Below are 19,846 nucleotides of genomic sequence, written 5' to 3' on the forward strand. Positions count from 1 at the left end.
CAGAGCGCCGGCGGGCAGCCACAGCATGGGGTCGAGAACCGCACTTCCCGGTCCGCGAGGCCGAGTCGCCAGAGAACCACGATCATCGCCTGACGACCGCTTCAACCGGCCAGGGAGCGGACGGTGAGCCCGGCTCCGACCAGCACGACGAGGCCGGCGGTGCAGAGTGGTCCGACGCGTGCGGCGGTGGCACGCAGCGTGCGTGCGGCGGTGTTCTTGGGGCTGGTCTGCAGGCGTTCTTTGAGGTGCAGGAGCAAGAGCCCGGCCAGGGTGAGGGTGCCTGCCATGCCCAGTCCGTAGGCGAGGACCAGCAGTACTCCGAAGGCGGTGCGGCCGAGGGCGACGGCGCCCAGAAGGACGACGAGTGCGGAGGGGCTGGGTATCAGCCCGCCCGCGATGCCCATCCCGATCAGGCCCGCCTTCCCCAGGCGGCGGTCGGTGCGGTGGCGGTGCGACGTGGGTTCGCGGGTCTGGTTGTGGGGGTGTGCCGTGTCCGCAGCCGGTTCGGGCAGGACCAGGACGGCGGTCTTTCGTGCTACGGGTGACGGGGCGGGCCCGGCGGCAGAAGGGCGGGCGGACGGCACTGCGGGCTCGCGTCCCCCGCCCTGGCGGTGCGGGCGTTCCTCCTGATCGTGATCGTGATGATGGTGCCCGTGCCCGTGCCCGTGCCCGTGCCCGTGCCCGTGCCCGTGGTGGTGGCCGTGGCCATGCCGGCGGTTGCGGAGCGCTCCGGCCAGTAGCCACAGGCCGATGACGGTGATGATCAGCCCGCTCGTGGCGCCGAGCCAGGCCAGGACGGTTTCGCCCGCGAGGTGGGTTGCCGCGGGGAGCGCAAGGCCGAGGACCAGGACGCCGGCGGTGTGGGTGAGGGTGACTGTCGCGCCGACGGTGACGGCGTCGCGGCGGGTGCCGCGCCGTCCGGCGAGGTAGGCCGCCATGAGGGTCTTGCCGTGGCCGGGGAGCAGGGCGTGGGACGCGCCGAGGACGAGTGCGAGCAGGAGTGCCAGGAGTCCCACCGGAATGGTCAGTTCGCGCCGCGCGACCAAGGAGTCGAACCAGCCCGCCACCCGGTCTGCCGTCCGCCCGACCGGGGTGCTCGCGGCAGGCGTGGCGGCCGTGTCGGAGGCGGCGGGCGTGGTGTGCAGTTCGGCGGTGCGCTGGTCCAGGGGGGAGGCGAGCGGGTCCGCAGGGTAGGTGCGAAGTTCACCGGTGGGTGAGGTGGCGGGCAGATCGGTGCCGGTGATGCCCAGTGCGACGCCCCTGGCCGTGATCTCGCGCCAGCCGACGCGGGTGGTGTCATAGGCGGTGCGGACGCTGACGCCGCCACCGCGCCTGAGGGCGGCCGGAGCGGAGAAGGTACAGGTGAGGCGGCTGGTCTGCAATCCTGCCTCGCCTGGCTCCCACGTCAGGGCCGAGGTTTTGGGCTGCCAGCGGGCAGGTCCGGCGGCAGTACGCACCCGGAGTCGGCCGGCCAGTTCGGAGCACCGCCCCTGGGCATACCGGCGGGACTCGGTTTCGGTGAGGGTGCTGTCATGGTCGGTGTCGATCGCGGGGCGTTCCTGGAGCGCGGCGATTTCGGCGCGGTCGACGACGACCGTGGCGTCGATGCGGGTGGGGTGCAGGACGAGGCCGGTGTGGTAGTTGACCGTGAAGTTGCCCAGAGGGTGGGCGGGTGCCGCTGCGGCAGCCGGGGTGGCCGGGCAGCAGAAGACGGCCAGCAGTCCGAGACGGGCGAAGGCTGCGCGGAAGACAGGGTTCATGGGTGGGTGCCGATTCGCTCGAGCAGAGCACGCGCGTGGCCGTGCAGGGGATGGAGGGCGGAGGCGGGTCCGAGGGCGCTTTCGAGGTCCTCGTGCGCCGCGTTGTGGTCGCCCAGCGCGTGACGGATGACGGCGCGGTGGTAGGACCAGAGAGCCTGCCGGGTACCGAGGGCCAGGGCCTGGTCGGCGTGGGCGAGGGCCTCGCGGTCGCGGCCCGCGCGGTGCAGGGACCAGGCGTACGCGTCGTGGACGGCGACGAAAGGCCGCGTCCGCAGGGCCTGTTCAGCCATGGCCACGGCCCTCGCGGGGGCTGCCGTGGTCGGCTTCGAAGAGGATCGCGTCGGTGTCGGGAGGGCTGCCGGCCGCTGCCCGCAGACGATCTTGGGCCTTGAGCAGCGCGTACTGTGCGTCGGCCTGCGGCCCATGCCCGAGGACCTGGTGCATCTCGCCCAGGGCCAGCACCACATGCGGCAGAGGCGCGATCTCCACCGCGCGCTGCCAGTCCGCCAGCGCTCGCTCCGACTGGCCCAGGGCTGCCCGGGCGCGTGCCCGGGCATCGAGGAGGGCAGCGTCGCCCGGAGTGGCCCGCAGGCCCTGCTCGGCCTCCTGCAGTGCGCGCCGCGCATCACCGGCTTCCAGGGCGAGGCCGGACAGACAGGCGTGGGCGAACGCACGTTCGCCGGCGGTGGTGGCCGCGGTCAGGGAACGGCGCATGAGGCCGACGGCCCGGTCGGTGAGGCCGCGCAGCTCGAAGGTGTAGGAGGCCCGGGCCAGGGAGGCGGCGTCGGGGCGCAGGTCGTTCATCTTCTGCACGGCCTGCTCGGCGTCCTGGTAGTTGCCGAGCTGGGTGTGGGCGTCGGCGAGGACGCCGTAGGCGGCCGCGCCGTAGGGGTCGCCGGCGATCGCCACCTCGGCCTGGGTGCGGGCGCCGGTGAAGTCGTGGCGGGCAGCGGCGAGCGCGGCGAGGCCGGATTCGGCTCCGGTGTTGCCGTGGGTCTGCAGTGTGAGGGAGCGGCGCAGGGCCTTCTCGGCCTTCGCGTAGAGAGCGGGGTCGCCGGTGGCGCGGGCCTGCTCGATGTGGGCCATGCCGAGGGCCGACCAGGCGTTCCAGTCACCGGGCAGTCGTTCAAGGCGTGCGGTCAGGGACTGAACCGTGCCTGCGGGCCGCGCGCCGGCACGAACGGGGGTGGTGGTTTCGGGCGGGCGCGGGCTGACGGGGTCGATGAGGACGGCCCCGGCGGCGAACATCGCGGTGGCCAGTGCGAGGGCGGCGGCGACGGCTTTCAGTCGGCGGCCGGGTGCAGGCGTGCGCGGATCACGGTGCATCAAAAGGTGCCGTTTCTGGGTGAGGTGACGTGCCCCGGGGCCGGACCGGGCGCGGTCCGGCCCCAGGGCCCTGATCAAGGGGTGACGTCACATCAGGCGCGGTTGCGACGTCGCATCCGCCATCCGGCCGCTGCGAGCAGTCCGGCGCCGACGCCTCCGAGCGAGGCCGCGGACTTCTCCTTCGACATGGCGGTGCCCGACGGTCCGCTGTTGACGGACTTGGTGTGTGGCAGGGCCAGGTAGGGGAAGGACGTGCCGAAGGGGACCTCGTTGGCGTTGACCTTGTCGCCGTCGGCGAGCGCGGGGATGAGCTGTCCGCTCTGGGCGGCGCCTTCGACGGCCTGCAGGGAGATGTCGATGACGTCGTCGGTCAACCGGCGCCCGTTGGGGAATCCGGCCAGGTCGCCGGCGAGGACGCCGTACCGGTTCGGGTTCGCGGTCGGAGGTACGGCCATGTTCAGGCGCAGCTCCTCCGCGGGGACAATCTTGCGGAGGTTGGCGTCGCGGTTGAGGCGGTGGGCGTTGAGGTCGGCCTGGATGGGCCCGCACGCCTTGCAAATGCCGGTGAGGTAGATCTCGAACAGGTCGTTGCGGGGTGCGGGCGGGGCCTGGATGCCGTACACCTTCTGGATCAGCTTGGGCAGGATCGGGTCGAGGACCTTGTCGACGACGGGCTGGACGGTGCGGTCCTGGTCGGGGTTGAGCGTGTTGAAGGCGTCCTTGTACTTCAGCGGGACGACGACCTCGTTGACCAGGGGGTTGCCCAGGCGGGAGACCTGCTTCCACTGGTCGCGGTGCTTGTCGCGGGAGTCGGAGAGCTGCACGCCCTTGCGGTCGGTCGTCGACCAGATCCCCACCACCGGGTTCCGGGATGCGTTGCCGCCCAGGGCGAGGTGCTTCTTGGGGATCTGCAGGGCGACGGAGTTGACGTTGTAGCCGGCCAGGGTGTCCTGCCCGCGCTCGGACAGGTCTCCGCCGTAGAGGAGGTCGAAGACCCGCAGGTCGGCGAAGAACGGGTCTTCGGCCTGCCCGGCGAAGGCCTTCCCGCCGCCCGGCAGGCCGCGTACTGCCTGGGCCCGCAGGGAGGCGTAGTTCGGCATCGAGGCCGGCCCGACCCGGGACGGCGCGGCGGGTGCGTTGGACAGCAGGACCTTGCTCCTGCCGCCGCGGGTCTCGACGAGGTCGTAGACCTGCCGGAAGTTCAGGTCGGGATCGTCCAGGGTGGTCACCTGGCCGGTGTTGTAGAGAAATTGGTTCGCAGCATCGCGAATCCGGTTCTTGAACCGCCAGGTGTAGGTGACGTCCGAGTCACCGTCACCATCGTTGTCGATCTTGATGTTGTAGCGGAGGTCCTCGCCGAAGGCGTAGAAGTTCGGGCCGCCGTTGGGTTCCTCGAAGGGGATCCAGTTCGCCAGCAGGGTGACGGTGTCGGACTTGTCGGGGCTGGTGAACGCGTAGACGTCCGTGTTGTCGGCGCGCGGGTCGCCGGCGATCAGCGGCGCTTCGCGGTGGCTGGAGGCGGAGCTGACGCCGGGGCCGATGGTGAGGACGGCCAGCGCGGTCGCGAGTGCGCCGGAACCGAGGACGAGCAGGGAGTGGTCCAGCATCCGGCGCCGGCCGGAGGCCGCAGGTGTTGCCTTCACGAAGAGGGGTTCCTTCCCATCTGACTGCGTACCGGGCGCTGCTTCGGGGCAGGGCGCGGTGGCGCAGGTCCGGGGTGGCGGTCGGCACCGCGGCGAACCGGGAGGTTCGCACTGCCCGGGCAGGGCCAGGAAAGGCAACGGGGACTGGCCGGGCCCGGACACACCATTGCGCAAGGGCTGCGCAGGCCGAAGGAAACCACGCCTGGGTGCCGCCGCGGGGCGCACGGTCGGCCTCCGGCCGACACGGTGGTGCAGCGATACTGGTAGAAGTGCAGTTCAGGGTGCTGATGAAAATGAGACCGGGCCGCCGCGGAACGCCCCCGACACGACCGGTTGACTTAGGCCGAACGAGTCAACAGCGCACTCCTGCACATCATGTGCAACAAAGGGCCACGGCGGGACCTCGGACCGGTGCGGCAGTCCGATCCCCTGCACGACGGGGCCTGTGCGGCAGAGTTCGTGTTCGGGACCGTCCGTCGGCGGCCGGTCTGATGACGCATCCATGCCCGCACTGCCCCCGGTACGTGCACAGGTCGCGCGCCCCAAGGCTGACGACGCGCCGCCAGACGCCCGGCTGGAGCAAGAATGCGTCCGCCGCTTGGGCCGAGAGGGTGGTGTCCGCGCGCACGCCCCATCCAGTGCTGTGGCGCTTTCGAATCCCCACAGGCCGTCGGTCGTCGGGCCGAGGCATCATCATCGGGAGAATCCATGCGCAAGCGCGCCATGACCGTAGTATCCGCCGCCGTGTTCGCCGCCCTGTGTGCGGCACCCGCCCTGGCCGCGGCCGACGCCCCGCCGCAGACCCTGCCCGCCCACGACCGCAAGGCCCTGCACGCCATCGGTCTCACCAGCGACCAGCGCCTGGTCGAGTTCGACGCCCACAGGCCGGACAAGACCTGGCCGCTGGGCAAGGTTTCCGGCCTGTCCGGCGACACCAAGCTCGTCGGCATCGACTTCCGCGTCCAGAACGAGAAGCTCTACGGCGTCGGGGACAGGGGCGGCATCTACACCCTCGACACCTTCAACGCCAAGGCGACGAAGGTGTCCCAGCTGACCGTCGCACTGGCCGGAACCTCCTTCGGCGTCGACTTCAACCCCGCCGCCAACCGGTTGCGGGTCATCTCCGACACCGGACAGAACCTGCGCCACAACATCGACGATGCGGCCGCCCCGCTGACGACCACCGTTGACGGCACCCTCACGCATCCCACCACCCCGACGTCGACGGCCGTGGGTGTCACCGGCGCCGCCTACACCAACAACGACCTCAACGCCGCGACCGCGACGACGCTGTTCGATCTCGACACGATGGCCGACCGGATCTCCCTGCAGTCCCCGGCCAACTCCGGCACCCTTGCCCCCACCGGCAATCTCGGTGTGGAAGCCGCCCTCGACGCCGGTTTCGACATCTACTACAACCCGGCCCTCGGGACGAACCAGGGGTTCGCGACCATCGCAACCGGCGGCTCCTACCGCCTGTACGCGGTCGACGTGCTGACGGGCAGGGCCACTGGCAGGGGCGCCTTCCCGGCCAGGTACCAGGTCACCGACCTGGCCCTGCCGCTCAACCAGAAGTAGCGGCACACCCTGTCGCCCGGCGCGGGCGACCGGTCCCGACCCCGGGACCGTCGCGCCGGGCCGGGCCCGCCCACCACTGAGCACAGGGCGGCCGGGTGCTTCCGGAGGGTCTCGAAGCCGCTGTTCCGCTGCCGTGCGCTGTCGCCGAGGAACGCGTGTTGATCCCTCCGAGTCGGTGACCGACGCGGTCCTGCACGCGCAGGGTCCTCCGTGCTCACGGCCCCGGTCGCGGCCGGGAAGGCGGGCATCGCCGTCGACGACGGCTCCCACGACGTCTCAGGTCGGCGTTCGGACGCCGGGAAGCGGCGGCTCGGGCCGGCGGCCACATGCTGAAGATCATCCGTACGCTCGGCGCGGACCTCTTCGGCAGCCGCGCGGGCAGCGGCAAGCGGGTGGTCGCCGTTCTCACCTGGTGGGCCGAATGAAGGGTCGGGGCGCTGCGGGTGGCTGTGCCGACAGCCACCCACAGCCGACCCGCCCGGCAGCGGATGCGGCGTGGCACAGAGGCCGTGCGCCGGGACCCGCGCCGGCTCGGGTCACCGGTCCGTGCCTCCCCGTCGTGACGGCGCCGGACCGGAGTCGGAGCGGTGTCAGGCGTTGACGCAGGTGTTGCCGAATGCCGGGTTCAGCAGACCGACGAGGCTGACGGTGTTGCCGCAGGCGTTGACCGGGATGTGGATCGGCACCTGAACGAGGTTGCCCGAGCCGACGCCGGGCGAGTACGCGGCCACCCCCTGCGCACCCGCATCGGCGGAAGCCACCGACGCCCCCGCCACCACGAACGCACCGGCCGCCAGGGCAACGGCCAGACCTCGTCGCACATCAGCCATGTTCTCGTACCTCCCATGAGGGTGTACGGCCGCGGGGAGGTCCCGCGCGGCCGGTGAGGAAGCCTCGTGAACACCTCGGGACCCCTCACGCCCGGTCTTCGCCGCCGCTTCCCAGCCGGCTTGGCCGCCCGCCCCGGCTTCCCTCGAACGGATGAGCCGCGGTCGGTGCGTGACGCGGAGGTCTCCCATCCGCAGGCCCGTCGGCTACGAAGAACGGGCGACACACGCACAGGTTTCGCAGGCCGGACCGTCCTCGGGGGCGGTCCGGCCCCGCACCAGCGACGACACAAGGACCGGCATGCGATGGACGCCCCGCCCTCCGACGGCCGCCCCGGCCGCCGCTTCAGCCGACGCCTTGCACCGGCCACCCCTACGACCGCGCCCGCAACGACCTCAGGGAGGCGATGCAGAAGATTGCCCACGGCGATAAACGGCCTTCTCCGCCCTCTACGACGCCCTCCCGCCGCTGGTGTCGGGGATCCTGGTCACGGTCGTACGTGACCGGACCCGGTCCGAGGAGGTCGCTCAGGAAGTCGTGATCGACCTGTGGTGGCAGGCCGCCCGCCACCGGCCCGAGTCCGGCGCCCGCACTGTCCACGGTCGTACGCCCACGAGCAGCCCGGTTGCCCCTCCGACCAAGGAATCGAGGTACCACCCCATGGCCCACACCCCGAAGATCGGGGACACTGTCGCCGACTTCCGCCTGCCCGGCGGACACCTGGACGGCGAAATCTTCCACCGCCGCGACTACACCCTGTGCGAACAGCGCGGCAAGCCCCTGGTCCTCGCCTTCTACCCCGGTGACGACACCCCGGTGTGCACTGCCCAGCTGTGTTCCTACTCCGACGGCCTGGCTGAGCTCCAGTCCGCCGGCGCCACGGTGTGGGGCATCAGCCCCCAAGAACTGGACAGCCACGAGCGGTTCGCGCGCAACCGGGGTCTGCGCATGCCCCTGCTGTCCGACCGGGGGCGGGCGGTGGCGAGGTCCTTCGGGATTACCGCACCCCTGATCGGGCTGCGCCGGGCGGTGTTCATCCTCACCGGCACCGGTCGGCTGCACTGGAAACACGTCACCGCCTTGGGCGCCACCTACCCCCCCGCCGCCACCCTGACCGCACAGCTCGCCGAGCTCACCGCCTGAACACGCCGCCGACCCCTACGGCGCAGGCGTCCGCCGCGGACGTCCGCCTCGTACTGCGCGTCAACCAGTGCGGCATATGAGCCCGGCCTATTCGGCTGAAACCCGCCCATACCGGGTCAGTGCGGCCCTAGTCTCGTGCCATGACCACGATCAATGACACGACGTACGAGTACCGCATCGCCCGCCCCGAGGACACCGAGGCCATCGAGGCCATCGACGGGTCGTTCACCACCAGCACGGTCTTCGAAGTGGCCGTCACCGGCGACGGCTTCGCCCTCCGCGAGGTTCCCGTGGATCCGCCGCTGGTCAAGGTGTTCCCCGAGGATGACGGAGGAGACGAGGGGGACGGCGCGGAGACGGACGCCGAGGGCGACGACAGCCGCACCTTCGTGGCCGTCGACCCGGCCGGGGCACTCGTCGGCTTCGCCGCCGTCTCCTACTCCCCGTGGAACCGGCGGCTGACCATCGAGGACATCGAGATCGCTGCCGACCATCGGGGCCGGGGTGTCGGCCGCACCCTGATGGGACACGTGCTGGACTTCGCCCGGGAGCGGGGCGCCGGGCACGTCTGGCTGGAGGTGACCAACGTCAACGCCCCGGCCATCCATGCCTACCGGCGGATGGGCTTCTCCCTCTGCGGCTTGGACACCGCCCTGTACTTGGGCACCGAATCCGAGGGTGAGCAGGCGCTCTACATGAGCATGCCCTGTCCCTGAGCAGCCAGCAGGCGGACCACGGCGGGGCGGGAGCCGTCGGCGGGCGCGACGGTGGCGGTCAGCAGCCACGCGGGCCCGTCCGGCCCGGCCGTGGGTGTGTACCACTCCACGCGCGCGTCCAGCAGCCGGTCCCCGGCCTCGCGGCGTGCGGCGTACCACGTCCGGAACGGCCTGGTCCGCCACACCGTCAGCGGTACCGCCCGCTCGCCACCGCTGCGCGCGCAGCCCGGCCCGACCGCGCGCAGCGCGGCCTCGGCCGCACCCGCCGGCGTCCGCTCCACCGGCACCCCCAGGGCGTCGGCGAAGTGGAGCAGGTAGGCCATGCGTTCGGCCTCCGGCGGCGCACCGAGCACGGCGCGGCCCGAGTCGCACCACGAGCCCCACTTGATGTTGGACACCAGGCCGGGCAGCGTGGCCATGGCGCGGGGGATCCAGAACAGGATGACGTCGGACCGGCGCATGGCGTCCTCCTCCCATGCGATCTGGTCCCCGTACGCCGGGTAGCCGCCGCCGGGGACCGGTTCGGGCAGGAACACCACCAGGCGTCCGGCACCGGACCACGCGGATCGCAGCGCATCGACGGCGCCCGGCCGCCACGACGGTTCGGCGGGGTCGGCGGGGGTCGGGCCGCACAGGTACACGGCCGCGGCCCAGCAGTCCGGGGGCTCCTGGCCGACGTGGACGACCTCGATCTCCGAGGTGACGGGGGTGCGGGGGTCAAGGGGCATGGGACACTCCGGGGTCGGTCGGGGCCAGGGTGGTGAGGAACTCCAGCAGGACGCTGTTGAAGGCCTCGGGCCGTTCCAGGAACCCGAGGTGGCCGGTGTCCGGCAGCTCCGTGTACCGGGCTCCCGGAATCGCGGCGGCGACCTCCCGGCCCAGCGGGGCGGGTGCCAGGACGTCGTCGGCGAATCCCAGAACCAGCACGGGGACGCGGATCCGGCCGTAGTCGGCCAGCCGGTCGGCGATCGGCCGGCCCGGTCGCTTCGCAGGTGACGCGCCGGTCAGCGCCGCGAGTTCGAACAAGTCGAGCCATTCTGCGACCGCGTGCTCGTCGGCCAGCGTCCGGGGAGAGAGGTTCTGCACCAGGCTGACGAAGGCCTCGTACTCCGGCGGCGGGCGGTTTCCCGTTCCGGCGGACGCGGCCTCCGCGCGGGCCAGGGCCTCCGCCACCGGGTCGGGTCGGCCGCGGGTCGCCGTGAGCAGCGCCCCGGTCGCCAGATGCGGATCGGTCAGGAGCAGCTCCTGGACGGCGAGGGCGCCGAGGGAGTGACCGACCAGCGGGCAGGGCGGCAGATCGAGGGAGATCAGCAGCTCCCGTGTCCGGGCGGCCAGTTCGGCCGCTCCGGCGACCGCCGTCGGCCCGTGGTCGAAGGTGACCACCTGTCGGCCCGCGGCGGTCAGCGCCGGCACCTGGTGGTGTTCCCAGATCCGTCCCGCGCCGCCCCCGCCCGCGACCAGCACGACCGGAAGGTCCCCCGTTCCGTGGCGGGTGTACGCCGTCCCGCCGGGGGTGCGTCCCGTCCTATGCGCGGAACGCGCCGCGTCCTGGGCCGGCCGCGGGTTCGGCGCCGGGCCCCTCACGGCGCCATCCTGCGCAGGGCCGTCTCCACCCATGCGGGGCGGCCGGTGTCCAGGCCCCGCAGCGCCACGTGGACCCAGAGGAAGGAGGCCCGGGCCAGGATGTGCGCCCGCATGCCGTCGCGGACCTCGCCGCCCGCCGTCCGGTAGGCGTCCAGGAGCCGGTCCAGGACGGCGGGGCCGCCGGCGTACAGCATGTCGACGAAGTCGACGGCCGGATCGCCGACATCGGCATTGGCCCAGTCCAGCAGCCCCGACAGGGTGGGCGGGCCGGAGTCCGGGAGCACCACCAGGGTGTGCCCGGGGTGTACGTCGCCGTGGACGAGGGCCAGTCGATCGGGCCACAGCCGGTCGTCGTCCAACCAGGTCCTCCAGCGCCGCAGCCCGGCCGAGGGGAGCGGGAGTTCGGCGCGGGCCCGGGCGAGCCGGTCCGCGATCCGGGTGCGCACGGTGCCGGGGTCCGCCTGGCCCCGGCTCGCGAGGACGGGGGAGCTGTCCAGCGCCGTCGTATGGACCGCGACCAGGGCCCGGGCCAGGGGTTCCAGGTAGCGGCCGGGGTGGGACAGCGGGTCGATGGACCAGCGGTAGACCAGAGTGCGGGGATCCTCGGTGCCCGCCGCCTCGCCGGGCAGGCGGGGATAGGCGACCAGGTCCGGGCCGTGGAGGCACCAGTCGGGTACCGGTACGGGCGTCCGACCGCGCACCGCGGCCAATGCCGCACCCTCGAAGGCCAGTTGCCGGGAGGCCTCGGACCGGCGCGGCTGGCGCAGGATCCACCAGGTGCCGTCGGCCGCGCGGACGTGCGTGACCCGGAAGTCCCAGCCGCTCTCGTCGGCGCGGGCGGTCGCGGGGTCGAGGGACACGCCCAGGCGGCGGGAGGCGTACGCGGCGAGCTCCGACCGGTCGGCGCGGGCACCGGAGTCCGCCACGTCAGGCGCGGTGGACCCGGGCAGGGCCCGTTCCGGCGCGGCTGCCGATCCGACAGGTCGCGCTGCCTCGGCGGGTGCGTCCGGCACGCCCCCGGATGCCGTCCCCGCGGCGCCGGTCGCGGCGTTCATCGCCCCTCCCCGGTCGCGGGCAGGTACCGGTCCCGGGTGGCGTTGCGGTCCACCTTGCCGGTGTGGGTGCGCTCCAGTTCCGCGACCGGTACCAGCAGGCTGGGCACCAGGTGCGGGGCCGCCGTGTCGGCCAGCCGGGCCCGGACGTCCGCCGCCACCTCGCGGGGGTCGTGGCCCGCGAGCGGCACGAAGAAGGCGGCCAGCGTGCTGTGTTCCGCCCGGTCGACCCGTGCGGCCGCCACCTCCCGGACCCCCTCGCAGCTTCCGACAACAGCCTCCACGTCGACCAGGTCCACCCGGTGGCCGCGGATCTTGACCTGGTGGTCGGAGCGGCCCTGGAACACCAGGTCACCCCCGGGCGCCACGGAGACCCGGTCCCCGGTGCGGTACCAGCGGGTTCCTCCGTCCTCGGAGAACCTGGCCGCCGTCGCCCCAGGGGCTGCGTGGTACCCGAGGGCCAGACCCGGCCCGGACACGTACAACTCGCCCGTGTCGTCGACGTATTGTCCGACGTGCGGCAAGGGCAGACCGATGGGCAGGTCCCCGCCCGTCTCCGGCAGTGCGGGCGCGCCCGGCCCGGCTAGCTGCGCGGCGTGGGTGACCAGGGCCGTCTCGGTGGATCCGTAGGTGTTGAGCAGCCGCACGCCGTGGGCGTCGAGCCGCCCCCAGCGTGCCAGCATGTCGGCGCGCACCGCCTCCCCGCCGATCACGACCGTACGCAGGGACGGGGGCAGGCCGGCGCCCTGCGCCAGCAGGTCACCGGTCAGGCTGTACCAGAATCCGGTCGGCAGCACCGCGACGGTGACCTCCTGGTCCTCGGCTACCTGCGCGAAGCCCTCGCGCGCCGCGTCGTCGACGACGAGGGTGGCGCCGCCGGTCAGGGTGGGAAGGATCTCCTCCAGACTCGTGTCGCCGCCGGCGCCGTGGAAGTGCAGCACGGTGGCGTCCGGGCCGATGCCGTACAGCGCGCGCAGCGGCGGCACCACGGCGGCCAGGGCCCGGTGCGGCACCACGACCCCCTTGGGTCTGCCGGTGGAACCGGAGGTGAACAGCACGTACGCCGGGTCCTCGGGGCGTACGCCGGAGCGGGGGAGCACGGGGGGCGTCGGCGGGGACGGCGCCCAGCGCGGGCGGATCAGCCGTGCGACGGACGGCTGCCAGCCGGCGTCGGCCGTTGCCACGGCCTCGCAGACCCCCAGCCGGGCCAGGAGGGAGTCCAGGAGGGCTCCGGGGTGACCGGCCTCCAGGGGCACGTAGGCGCGGCCCGCCGCGAGAACGCCCAGGAGGGCCGCCACGTCGCGGGCCGAATGGTGCACGACGACCCCGACCGGAGGTTGGGGCTGATCCGTCCGGGGAGCGACGGCGCCGGCCACCTCCAGCACCCAGGCGGCGAGGGTGCCGTAGCCGACGACGAGGCCGTTGTCGACCACGGCCGGTCGGGCCGGATCGGTACGTGCCGTCTCGAAGAACGGTTCCAGGAAATGGATTCCTGAGGGGTGCATTGTGAATTCCCTCGTCCTGATGGAATATGGGCGGGTGCGAATCATTGTGGAACACGATCTGAAAATGCCCATGCGTGACGGGACTTTATTGAGTGCCGATCTCTACCGTCCCGACGTCGAAGGACCCGTGCCGGTGCTCGTGCGCCGGACGCCCTACGGGAAATCGGGCAGCCCGGGCGGCGCCTCCGTCGACGGCCTGCGGCTGGTCCGCTCCGGATACGCCGTGCTGGTGCAGGACGTGCGCGGCCGGTTCGGCTCCGACGGCTCCTTCGAGCCGTACTGGCACGAGGCGGCGGACGGCGCGGACACCGTTGCCTGGGCGGTGGGGCAGCCCTGGTGCGACGGCTCGGCCGGCCTGTTCGGCCGCTCGTACGAGGCGATGGCCGCACTGCTCGCCGCGGCCGAACGCCCGCCCGGCCTGGGCGCGATCGCCCCGCACGTGGCCGGATCGGGATTCGACGAGGGCTGGACCCGGCAGGGCGGCGCCTTCCAGCTGGGCTTCGTCCTGTACTGGGTGCTCTACGACCTGCTGCTGGAGGGAGCCGGGCTGACCGGGGCCGATCTGGACGAGGTGGCCCGTGCCGTCGACCGGATCGACGAGCTCTACCGGGACCCGGACGCCGCCACGGGCCTGCTGGACCGGCTGGCCCCGTACTACCGCCAGTGGCGCGCGCACCCGGGCGGCCACCCGTACTGGCGGCGCGCCGCCCCGCGCGAGTCCTACGCGGCGGTCGACGTCCCGGTCCTCCACCTCACCGGCTGGTACGACATTTTCCTCGCCGGAGCCCTGGAGAATTACCGGGGAATTCGTGAATACGGAACTCCGTCGCAGCTGGTGGTCGGCCCGTGGTCCCATTGCGTCACCGGCGGAATATTTCCGCAGCGCCGTTACGGACTGGCGGCCGATGAACGCAGTATTGATGTCACCGGTCTCCATCTGGACCATTTCGATCGGCATCTGCGACTGCGCCCCGACGTCCCGGCAGCCGACCCGGTGCGGCTGTTCGTCACCGGCGTCGATGCATGGCGCGTCTTCCCCGACTGGCCCGTTCCCGGAACCCGGGACCTCGTCCTGCACCTCCGCGGCCGAGGTTTGACGCCCGGCCCCGCCCCGGAGGCCCCCGGAAGGGACCGCATCCGTCACGATCCGGCCGACCCGGTGCCCACCACCGGCGGCGCCACCGCGCTCCCTGGCCAGTTCACCGGCGGCGACTGCGGTCCGTTGGACCAGCGCGGGGTAGAAGGGCGCGCCGACGTGCTGTGCTTCACGGGCGAACGGCTCACGGCGCCACTGACCGTCATCGGCGACACCGTCCTGACGGTCTATGTGACCCCGGACGCGGCGGGGGCCGACGTGACCGGCAAGCTCGTCGACGTGCACCCCGACGGCCGGGCCGAGCTGTTGTGTGACAGCGTGCGCAGGCTGGCGCCGGAGGCGGATGCTGCATCCGCCCCCGGCGAGCCGGCCGAGGTCACCGTCGCGCTGGGTCCGGTCGGTCACGTGTTCCGCGCGGGCCACCGGATCCGTCTGGAGATCGCGGCGAGCAACGCGCCACGCTTCGACGTCCACCCGCGGGTCCTCGCCCACCACACCGTCCATCACGGCGGCGACCACCCTTCACGCCTGCTGCTGCCGTGCCTGCCCGGCGACTGACGGTCCGCCAGGGCCGGCGGCGTCCGGGTGGAAGACCGACAGGTCGGCCACCTTCTCGATCCGCCGGCCCGCCTCCCAGTGGGCCCGTCGCAGCCGTCGCAGCTGGGCGCTGCTCAGCCTGGTGCTGTGCTGCGGGATCGACCGCACCATGCGCGCCCGTTTCGCCGAGGCGGGGTAGCGGTCGCGCACCTGGTACGGGTCGTTGAGCAGGTGGTGGACGGTGCCCGTGTGGAAGGCCGCCTTCAGCAGCGCGTAGTAGGCCGCCGCACCCACACCCTTGTTGCGGGCGCAGTGCACCAGCGTCCGCGACGCCTCGAACAGTCGCCACACCACCGGCACTGCCGGCGTGGTGAACACGCCGGTCTCCTGGGCGATGCCCTCGCCGACGCCGTAGCGGAAGTAGCTGCGCATGTTGCCGAAGCCGTGCTGCGCGTCGTGGAAGATCCGCGCCTGAGGAAGGTAGACCACGGGGATGCCCGCCAGCTGGAGCCGGAAGTCGAACTCGCGGTCCTCACACCAGTGGATCAGCTCGTCGAAGTGGTAGCCGCCTATGTGCTCGACGATGTCGCGGTTGTAGATCAGCGGCGGGGACAGCGCGCTGATGTAGTCGCCCTCGTCGAACTCCCTGACACGGGCGGTGAGTCTGCTCAGTGTCCCGTCCGACTCCCCGTACACCACCTGCCCCTTGACCACCGGGTCGGTGAGCACCGCGCGGACCATGGCGCGGACCACCCCCGGGGCGAAGACGCAGTCGGAGTCCATCAGCAGCAGGTACTGCCGGTCGGTGGCGGCGGCCCCCGCGTTGTAGGCGGCGCCGAGGTTGCCGACGTCCTCGATCTCGGTCACGGTCAGCGGGCGGGGGTGCTCGGCGATCAGTTTCAGGACGGCGTTGCTCGGGCCGTTGAGCGCCAGGACGATCTCGACGTCCTCGTCGATCGAGGCGATGCAGTCGGCGATCCGCAGGTCGTCACGCAGGGCGATGATCACGCTGGTCCGGGCGATGCCCTTCTCGACCGCCGCCTCGTCCACCGGTTCGGTGGTCATCTCAGTTCTCCCTCGTCGAACTCGTGTGCGTATGGCGGGCCCGCTCCTCGGGCCCCGTCATGGAGAGCCGGCCTTGAAGCGCAGGGGCAAGGCCCGCAGGGCGCGCTCGGCGACGGCCTCGGCCTCCCCGGCGTGCGCCGCGTGGGCGATGACCCCGGCCAGTACGTCGGCGCCGCCGCGGTAGGGCGGCACCACGGTGCCGGGCTTCAGTTCGAGGCCCCAGAAGACGTCGTGCACCCCGGACCGGCGGGCGATGTCCCGCGGGTCGCCGACCCACTCGACCACGCCGCCGTCCGCCGGGACGAAACGCTGTACCGCGGCGTGGCTGTGTCGGGGCGTCAGCTCGCCCGGTTCCAGGGGCTGGCCCAGGGCCAGCCGGACGAGATTGGGCAGCGGGTCCACTCCGGTGGCCAGCCGCATCACCTCGGTGGCGATCCGGGCACCGGTCAGGCGGCAGGTGATCTCCAGAAGGATCACGCGGCCGTCGTGCGTGCGCAGGATGTCGGTGTTGATCACCGCCGGGTCCAGGCGGAGGGCGCGTGCCCCGCGCCGCACCACGTCCGTGACCTCCTCGATCTGCTCGGCGGTCAGCCGGCTGGGAAGGGTGTCGCCGCCCTCGAAGAAGTGCGGGGCGAACTCCTCCTTGCGCCCGTACTCCCGGTCGGCGAAACCGAAGCGGTGCAGCTCCCCGTCGACCATGAAGGCCGCGAGGGTGTGCTCCGTTCCTTCCAGGAACTCCTCCACCACGATCCGCCCGCCGGGGCTGAGCCGCAGCGCCTCTTCTGCCAGCCCCCGCACCTGCCCGGCGGTCTCCACCTTCAACACGCCCAGCGATCCGGTCTGGTCGCTGGGCTTGAGCACCGCCGGCAGGCCGATGTCCGCGACCGCCCGCTCCGCCTCGCCGACGCTTTCGGCGGTGGCGAACCGGGGCAGGTCCAGTCCGGCGGCGCGCAGGATCCGCAGCCTCCGGTCCTTGAGCGTGCAGTCCAAGGCCGTCTCCAGCGGCAGCCCCGGGCAGCCGAAGCGTCGGGCGAGGGTGCTGATCACCGGAGGGTTGTCCGCGCCCAGCGAGAACACCCCGTCGATCCGGTCTATCCCGGCCGCCGACAGCTCCGTGAGCACCGCCACCGCGTCGTTCGGGTCGCACACGAGCAGCACGTCGGCGGCCGCCCGCACCCGGTCGGTCGGGTGGCCGGTGACCACCACGAGCTCCCGCCGGGGCGAGCGCAGCTCGGTCAGGGAGCGGTCCATGCCCGTGCCGAGCCCGCAGACCAGGAGCCGGTCAGTCATGGCCGCCACCGGACACCGGCCCGGCGGGCGGGGCGCCCAGGCTCAGCACCTGGAACACCTCCGCGTGCCCGGAACCGGCCGAGACCGCGCCCCGGTAGCGGGCCAGACCGCGGATGCCCTCGTCCCACGCGGCGTGCCGCAGCTGGGAGACGTACGCTCGCATCGCCTCGACCTTGGTCTCGATCTGCCCGTCGATGTCCTCGGCGTACTGGAAGCGCGCCATCGGCGCCCACACCTCGTAGCCGAGCACCAGCCGGGGGGCCGGCATCGCCCTGCCGCCCGTCTCCTGGAAGAAGTCCGACTGCGCCATCCACAGCGCCTCGGTGGTCAGCTGGTGCACCATGCGGTGCTCGACGTCGTCGTCGTTGTCGTGCGGCAGGTACACCACCTGGGGCCGCACCTCGCGCATGACCCGGACCAGGTCCATGTGCACCCGGCGAGAGAGGACGAAGTCTCGCGAGGGCTCCTCGAAGCGCACGCAGCGGTGCACCCCCAGGGCCTTCGCGGCGTTCTCGGTCTCGGCGGCGAACTCGGCGTCGCTGACCGCGTCGTCGAGGGCGCTGCGCTCGCGGCCGATGACGATGACCACCGTCACCCGGGCCCCGTCGCGCACGTGCTTGGCGATGGAGCCGCCGCAGCCGATGACGTCGTCGTCGGGGTGCGGCGCCACCACCAGGACGTCGGTGATGCCGCTCATGCGCCGGCCTCCGGCGCTTCCCCGGCCCAGCGGGCCCACTGCCCGGTCAGCGCGGCACCCTCGGCGAACGGCACGCGCGCCGTGTGGCCCAGGATCCGGCGGGCCTTGTCGTAGCCGGCGCGGGCCGTCGCCCGGTACAGCTCCAACTCCCAGTCGGCGACCGGCTCCCCGGCAGCCCCGCCCGCGGTGTCCAGCGGGCCGCGCAGCGCACGGATCCCGTCGAAGAAGGTGCCCCAATGCAGTTCCTCGGGGTGGCCCACGAGGAACCGCTCGCCCGCGGCGGCCCCGGTGTCCGCGGCCAGGAGCACCGCGTCGGCCAGGTCGTCCACGTACACGGCGTTGCACACGCCGCCGTCGGGGCCCGCCGGAAGCTGCGCGAAGTCGCCCGCCGGACGCCGGAGCTGGGCGGTGGTCCACTGGCCGCCCCAGGGGCCGTACACCACGCCCGGCTGGAGGACGACCGTCTCCAGGCCGTCGCCGTGTGCCTCCAGGACCAGCTGCTCGGCGGCCAGCTTCTGCTGCTCGTACTCGCGGTCGGCGGGGTCGGCCGGTCGGGCGGGCGAGTCCTCGGTGAGGGCGCCGGTGACGGCCGGGTCGTAGACGTCGACGGTGCTCAGGTGCACCACGCGGCGGACGCCGGCGGCGCGAGCCGCGGCCAGGACGTGTGCGGTGCCCTCCACGGAGGCGGCCCAGCGGCCGGCCTCGTCACCGGCGCTGCCGAAGGCGCAGTGCACGACGGTGTCGCAGCCCTCGAAGGCCGCGCGCAGCGTCTCGGGGTCCAGCAGGTCGCCCTGGCGGAACTCCAGCCTGTCCTGCGGCAGGACGGACAGCCGTGCGGCCCGGCCGAAGCCGCGCACCACCGGCCGGACCCGGGCCTCGGTGCCGAGGATCAGCCGTTCGACGATCCGGCCCCCGATGAACCCGCTCGCGCCGGTCACCGCCATGGTGCGGCCGGCCAGGACGGGGCCCGCCGGGGCCGCGCCGTCCCGTACGGTCCACGGCTGCGCGGCCCGCTGGTGGCCGGGGCTGCCGTAGCACTCCTGGATCAGCTCGACGACGCGGACGCCGTCCTGCGGCGTGGAGTGGGCGGCGGCGGTGCCGCGCACCGCGGCGGCGAAGTTGCCCAGCTGTTCGGTGAAGAGCAGCTCCCACTCGCCCTGCGCGGGGGCGACGGCGTCCACGTCGCCCCGGTGCAGCTCCACCCCGTCCGCGGTGATCAGCGTGCACTCGCCGGCCGGGAAGTCGGTGCCGATGGTCACGGTCGCCCGGGTGCCGGTGACCTTGCAGCTGATGCCGAGGTCGCGCAGGCGGCTGAACGCGCAGTGCACGTCGGCAGTGCCGAAGCGCAGGTGGGCGGAGGAGTCGGTCTCCACCCCGCCGAGGGAGTTGTCCTCGTAGCGGACCACGTCCACCTCGGGACCGAGCCACCACAGCAGGGTGTCGAAGACGTGCGAGGCGGTGTCGGTGAGCACGCCGCCGCCCGCGAGGCGCCGGTCGAACATCGACCAGGAGACCGGCTCGTGGGCGTAGGGGTGGCCCTCCGACCAGTCGACCCGCACCACGTCGCCGAGCTCGCCTCCGTCGATGAGCCGCTTGACCCAGGCGTACGCCGGGAACAGCCGACGCGGGTGGGCCATGGCGAGCACCGGGGCGCCCTCGGCCGCTGCGGTGGCGGCCAGCGCCTTCGCGTCCTCCACCGAGGTGGTCATCGGCTTCTCCAGCAGGACGTGCTTGCCGGCCGCCAGCAGCGCCTGGACGATCGGCGCGTGCAGCGTGTGCGGCGCCACGACGACCGCCGCGTCGAAGGCGTCGGCGGCTCCGGCCGGGTCGGTCGCGAGCACCACCCGGTCGGCGTCGGTGCCGCCGAGCTCCCGGTACAGGGCGAGGGCGTCCTCGGCCTGGCGCGGGTCGCGGTCGATGAGCGCGGTCAGCTGTACGTCGCCCTTGAGCGCGGGCAGGGCGGGCAGGTGGCAGCCGCGGGCGGCGGCGCCGCACCCGACGATGGCGAGGCGTACGGGAGGCATGG

General features: G+C 72.9%; 17 protein-coding genes. 4 read left to right on the forward strand and 13 right to left on the reverse strand.

The genetic code is table 11. The features are described 5' to 3' along the window. Positions 1-101: 101 nt before the first annotated feature. From R4Z63_RS29190 to R4Z63_RS29205, 4 genes are all read right to left on the reverse strand, one after another. On the reverse strand, positions 102-1,760 hold the full coding sequence (locus tag R4Z63_RS29190; protein WP_384445061.1) for an urease accessory protein UreH domain-containing protein: 1,659 nt from the start codon (positions 1,758-1,760) through the stop codon (positions 102-104). After that, entirely contained in the window at positions 1,757-2,050 is a 294-nt protein-coding gene (locus R4Z63_RS29195) for a hypothetical protein (RefSeq protein ID WP_491522605.1), read from the reverse strand. The genes R4Z63_RS29190 and R4Z63_RS29195 overlap by 4 nt, the downstream gene beginning before the upstream one ends. After that, positions 2,043-3,086 (reverse strand): tetratricopeptide repeat protein, encoded by a 1,044-nt coding sequence (locus R4Z63_RS29200; RefSeq protein ID WP_491522606.1) that lies wholly within the window; start codon positions 3,084-3,086, stop codon positions 2,043-2,045. Before R4Z63_RS29200 ends, R4Z63_RS29195 begins: the two co-directional genes overlap by 8 nt. 92 nt (positions 3,087-3,178) lie before the next feature. Further along, the gene (locus R4Z63_RS29205) at positions 3,179-4,693 is read right to left on the reverse strand and encodes a DUF4331 domain-containing protein (RefSeq protein ID WP_384445357.1); all 1,515 of its coding nucleotides are present in this window, start codon (positions 4,691-4,693) and stop codon (positions 3,179-3,181) included. Between the two features lie 759 nt (positions 4,694-5,452). Here R4Z63_RS29205 and R4Z63_RS29210 point away from each other — a divergent pair. Next, positions 5,453-6,307, forward strand: a complete 855-nt coding sequence (locus tag R4Z63_RS29210; protein ID WP_384445058.1) for a DUF4394 domain-containing protein — start codon at positions 5,453-5,455, stop codon at positions 6,305-6,307. Positions 6,308-6,897: 590 nt separating this feature from the next. Here R4Z63_RS29210 and R4Z63_RS29215 read toward each other — a convergent pair. Then, a complete protein-coding gene (locus tag R4Z63_RS29215) occupies positions 6,898-7,137 on the reverse strand; it encodes a chaplin (RefSeq protein WP_037916647.1) in 240 nt (79 codons plus the stop codon). 658 nt (positions 7,138-7,795) lie between these two features. Here R4Z63_RS29215 and R4Z63_RS29220 point away from each other — a divergent pair. After that, positions 7,796-8,278 carry a peroxiredoxin gene (locus R4Z63_RS29220; RefSeq protein WP_037916650.1) on the forward strand — a complete coding sequence of 161 codons (483 nt, stop codon included), beginning with the start codon at positions 7,796-7,798 and terminating at the stop codon, positions 8,276-8,278. 140 nt (positions 8,279-8,418) lie between these two features. Further along, complete coding sequence (locus tag R4Z63_RS29225; RefSeq protein WP_384445055.1) at positions 8,419-8,994, forward strand: GNAT family N-acetyltransferase; 576 nt, start codon at positions 8,419-8,421, stop codon at positions 8,992-8,994. On the opposite strand, the gene R4Z63_RS29230 is transcribed toward R4Z63_RS29225, so the two are convergent. The 4 genes from R4Z63_RS29230 to R4Z63_RS29245 all read right to left on the reverse strand — a co-directional run bounded on the left by R4Z63_RS29230 (position 8,970) and on the right by R4Z63_RS29245 (position 13,135). Next, entirely contained in the window at positions 8,970-9,722 is a 753-nt protein-coding gene (locus tag R4Z63_RS29230) for a nucleoside 2-deoxyribosyltransferase domain-containing protein (protein WP_384445053.1), read from the reverse strand. The two genes, R4Z63_RS29225 and R4Z63_RS29230, sit on opposite strands and share 25 nt — an antisense overlap. Next, positions 9,712-10,458, reverse strand: a complete 747-nt coding sequence (locus R4Z63_RS29235; RefSeq protein WP_384445051.1) for an alpha/beta fold hydrolase — start codon at positions 10,456-10,458, stop codon at positions 9,712-9,714. The genes R4Z63_RS29230 and R4Z63_RS29235 overlap by 11 nt, the downstream gene beginning before the upstream one ends. A gap of 116 nt (positions 10,459-10,574) precedes the next feature. Continuing rightward, the gene (locus R4Z63_RS29240) at positions 10,575-11,633 is read right to left on the reverse strand and encodes a macrolide 2'-phosphotransferase (RefSeq protein ID WP_384445049.1); all 1,059 of its coding nucleotides are present in this window, start codon (positions 11,631-11,633) and stop codon (positions 10,575-10,577) included. After that, complete coding sequence (locus R4Z63_RS29245) at positions 11,630-13,135, reverse strand: AMP-binding protein (RefSeq protein ID WP_384445047.1); 1,506 nt, start codon at positions 13,133-13,135, stop codon at positions 11,630-11,632. Before R4Z63_RS29245 ends, R4Z63_RS29240 begins: the two co-directional genes overlap by 4 nt. A gap of 64 nt (positions 13,136-13,199) precedes the next feature. On the opposite strand from R4Z63_RS29245, the gene R4Z63_RS29250 reads away from it, so the two are divergent. Next, positions 13,200-14,789: a CocE/NonD family hydrolase gene (locus R4Z63_RS29250; RefSeq protein WP_384445045.1), complete on the forward strand. Its 1,590-nt coding sequence runs from the start codon at positions 13,200-13,202 to the stop codon at positions 14,787-14,789. Here R4Z63_RS29250 and R4Z63_RS29255 read toward each other — a convergent pair. From R4Z63_RS29255 to R4Z63_RS29270, 4 genes are read right to left on the reverse strand one after another with little or no spacing between them, the layout of a single operon-like run. After that, a complete protein-coding gene (locus tag R4Z63_RS29255; RefSeq protein ID WP_037916665.1) occupies positions 14,754-15,833 on the reverse strand; it encodes a glycosyltransferase family 2 protein in 1,080 nt (359 codons plus the stop codon). The genes R4Z63_RS29250 and R4Z63_RS29255 overlap by 36 nt on opposite strands. 57 nt (positions 15,834-15,890) lie before the next feature. After that, positions 15,891-17,123: an ATP-grasp domain-containing protein gene (locus tag R4Z63_RS29260; protein ID WP_384445043.1), complete on the reverse strand. Its 1,233-nt coding sequence runs from the start codon at positions 17,121-17,123 to the stop codon at positions 15,891-15,893. Then, complete coding sequence (locus tag R4Z63_RS29265) at positions 17,116-17,820, reverse strand: PIG-L deacetylase family protein (protein ID WP_384445041.1); 705 nt, start codon at positions 17,818-17,820, stop codon at positions 17,116-17,118. The genes R4Z63_RS29260 and R4Z63_RS29265 overlap by 8 nt, the downstream gene beginning before the upstream one ends. Continuing rightward, positions 17,817-19,844, reverse strand: coding sequence for an NAD-dependent epimerase/dehydratase family protein (locus tag R4Z63_RS29270; RefSeq protein ID WP_384445039.1), 2,028 nt, complete (start codon positions 19,842-19,844; stop codon positions 17,817-17,819). Before R4Z63_RS29270 ends, R4Z63_RS29265 begins: the two co-directional genes overlap by 4 nt. Positions 19,845-19,846 lie beyond the last annotated feature (2 nt).

The sequence above is a fragment of the Streptomyces sp. PL-29 genome (genome assembly GCF_058344425.1).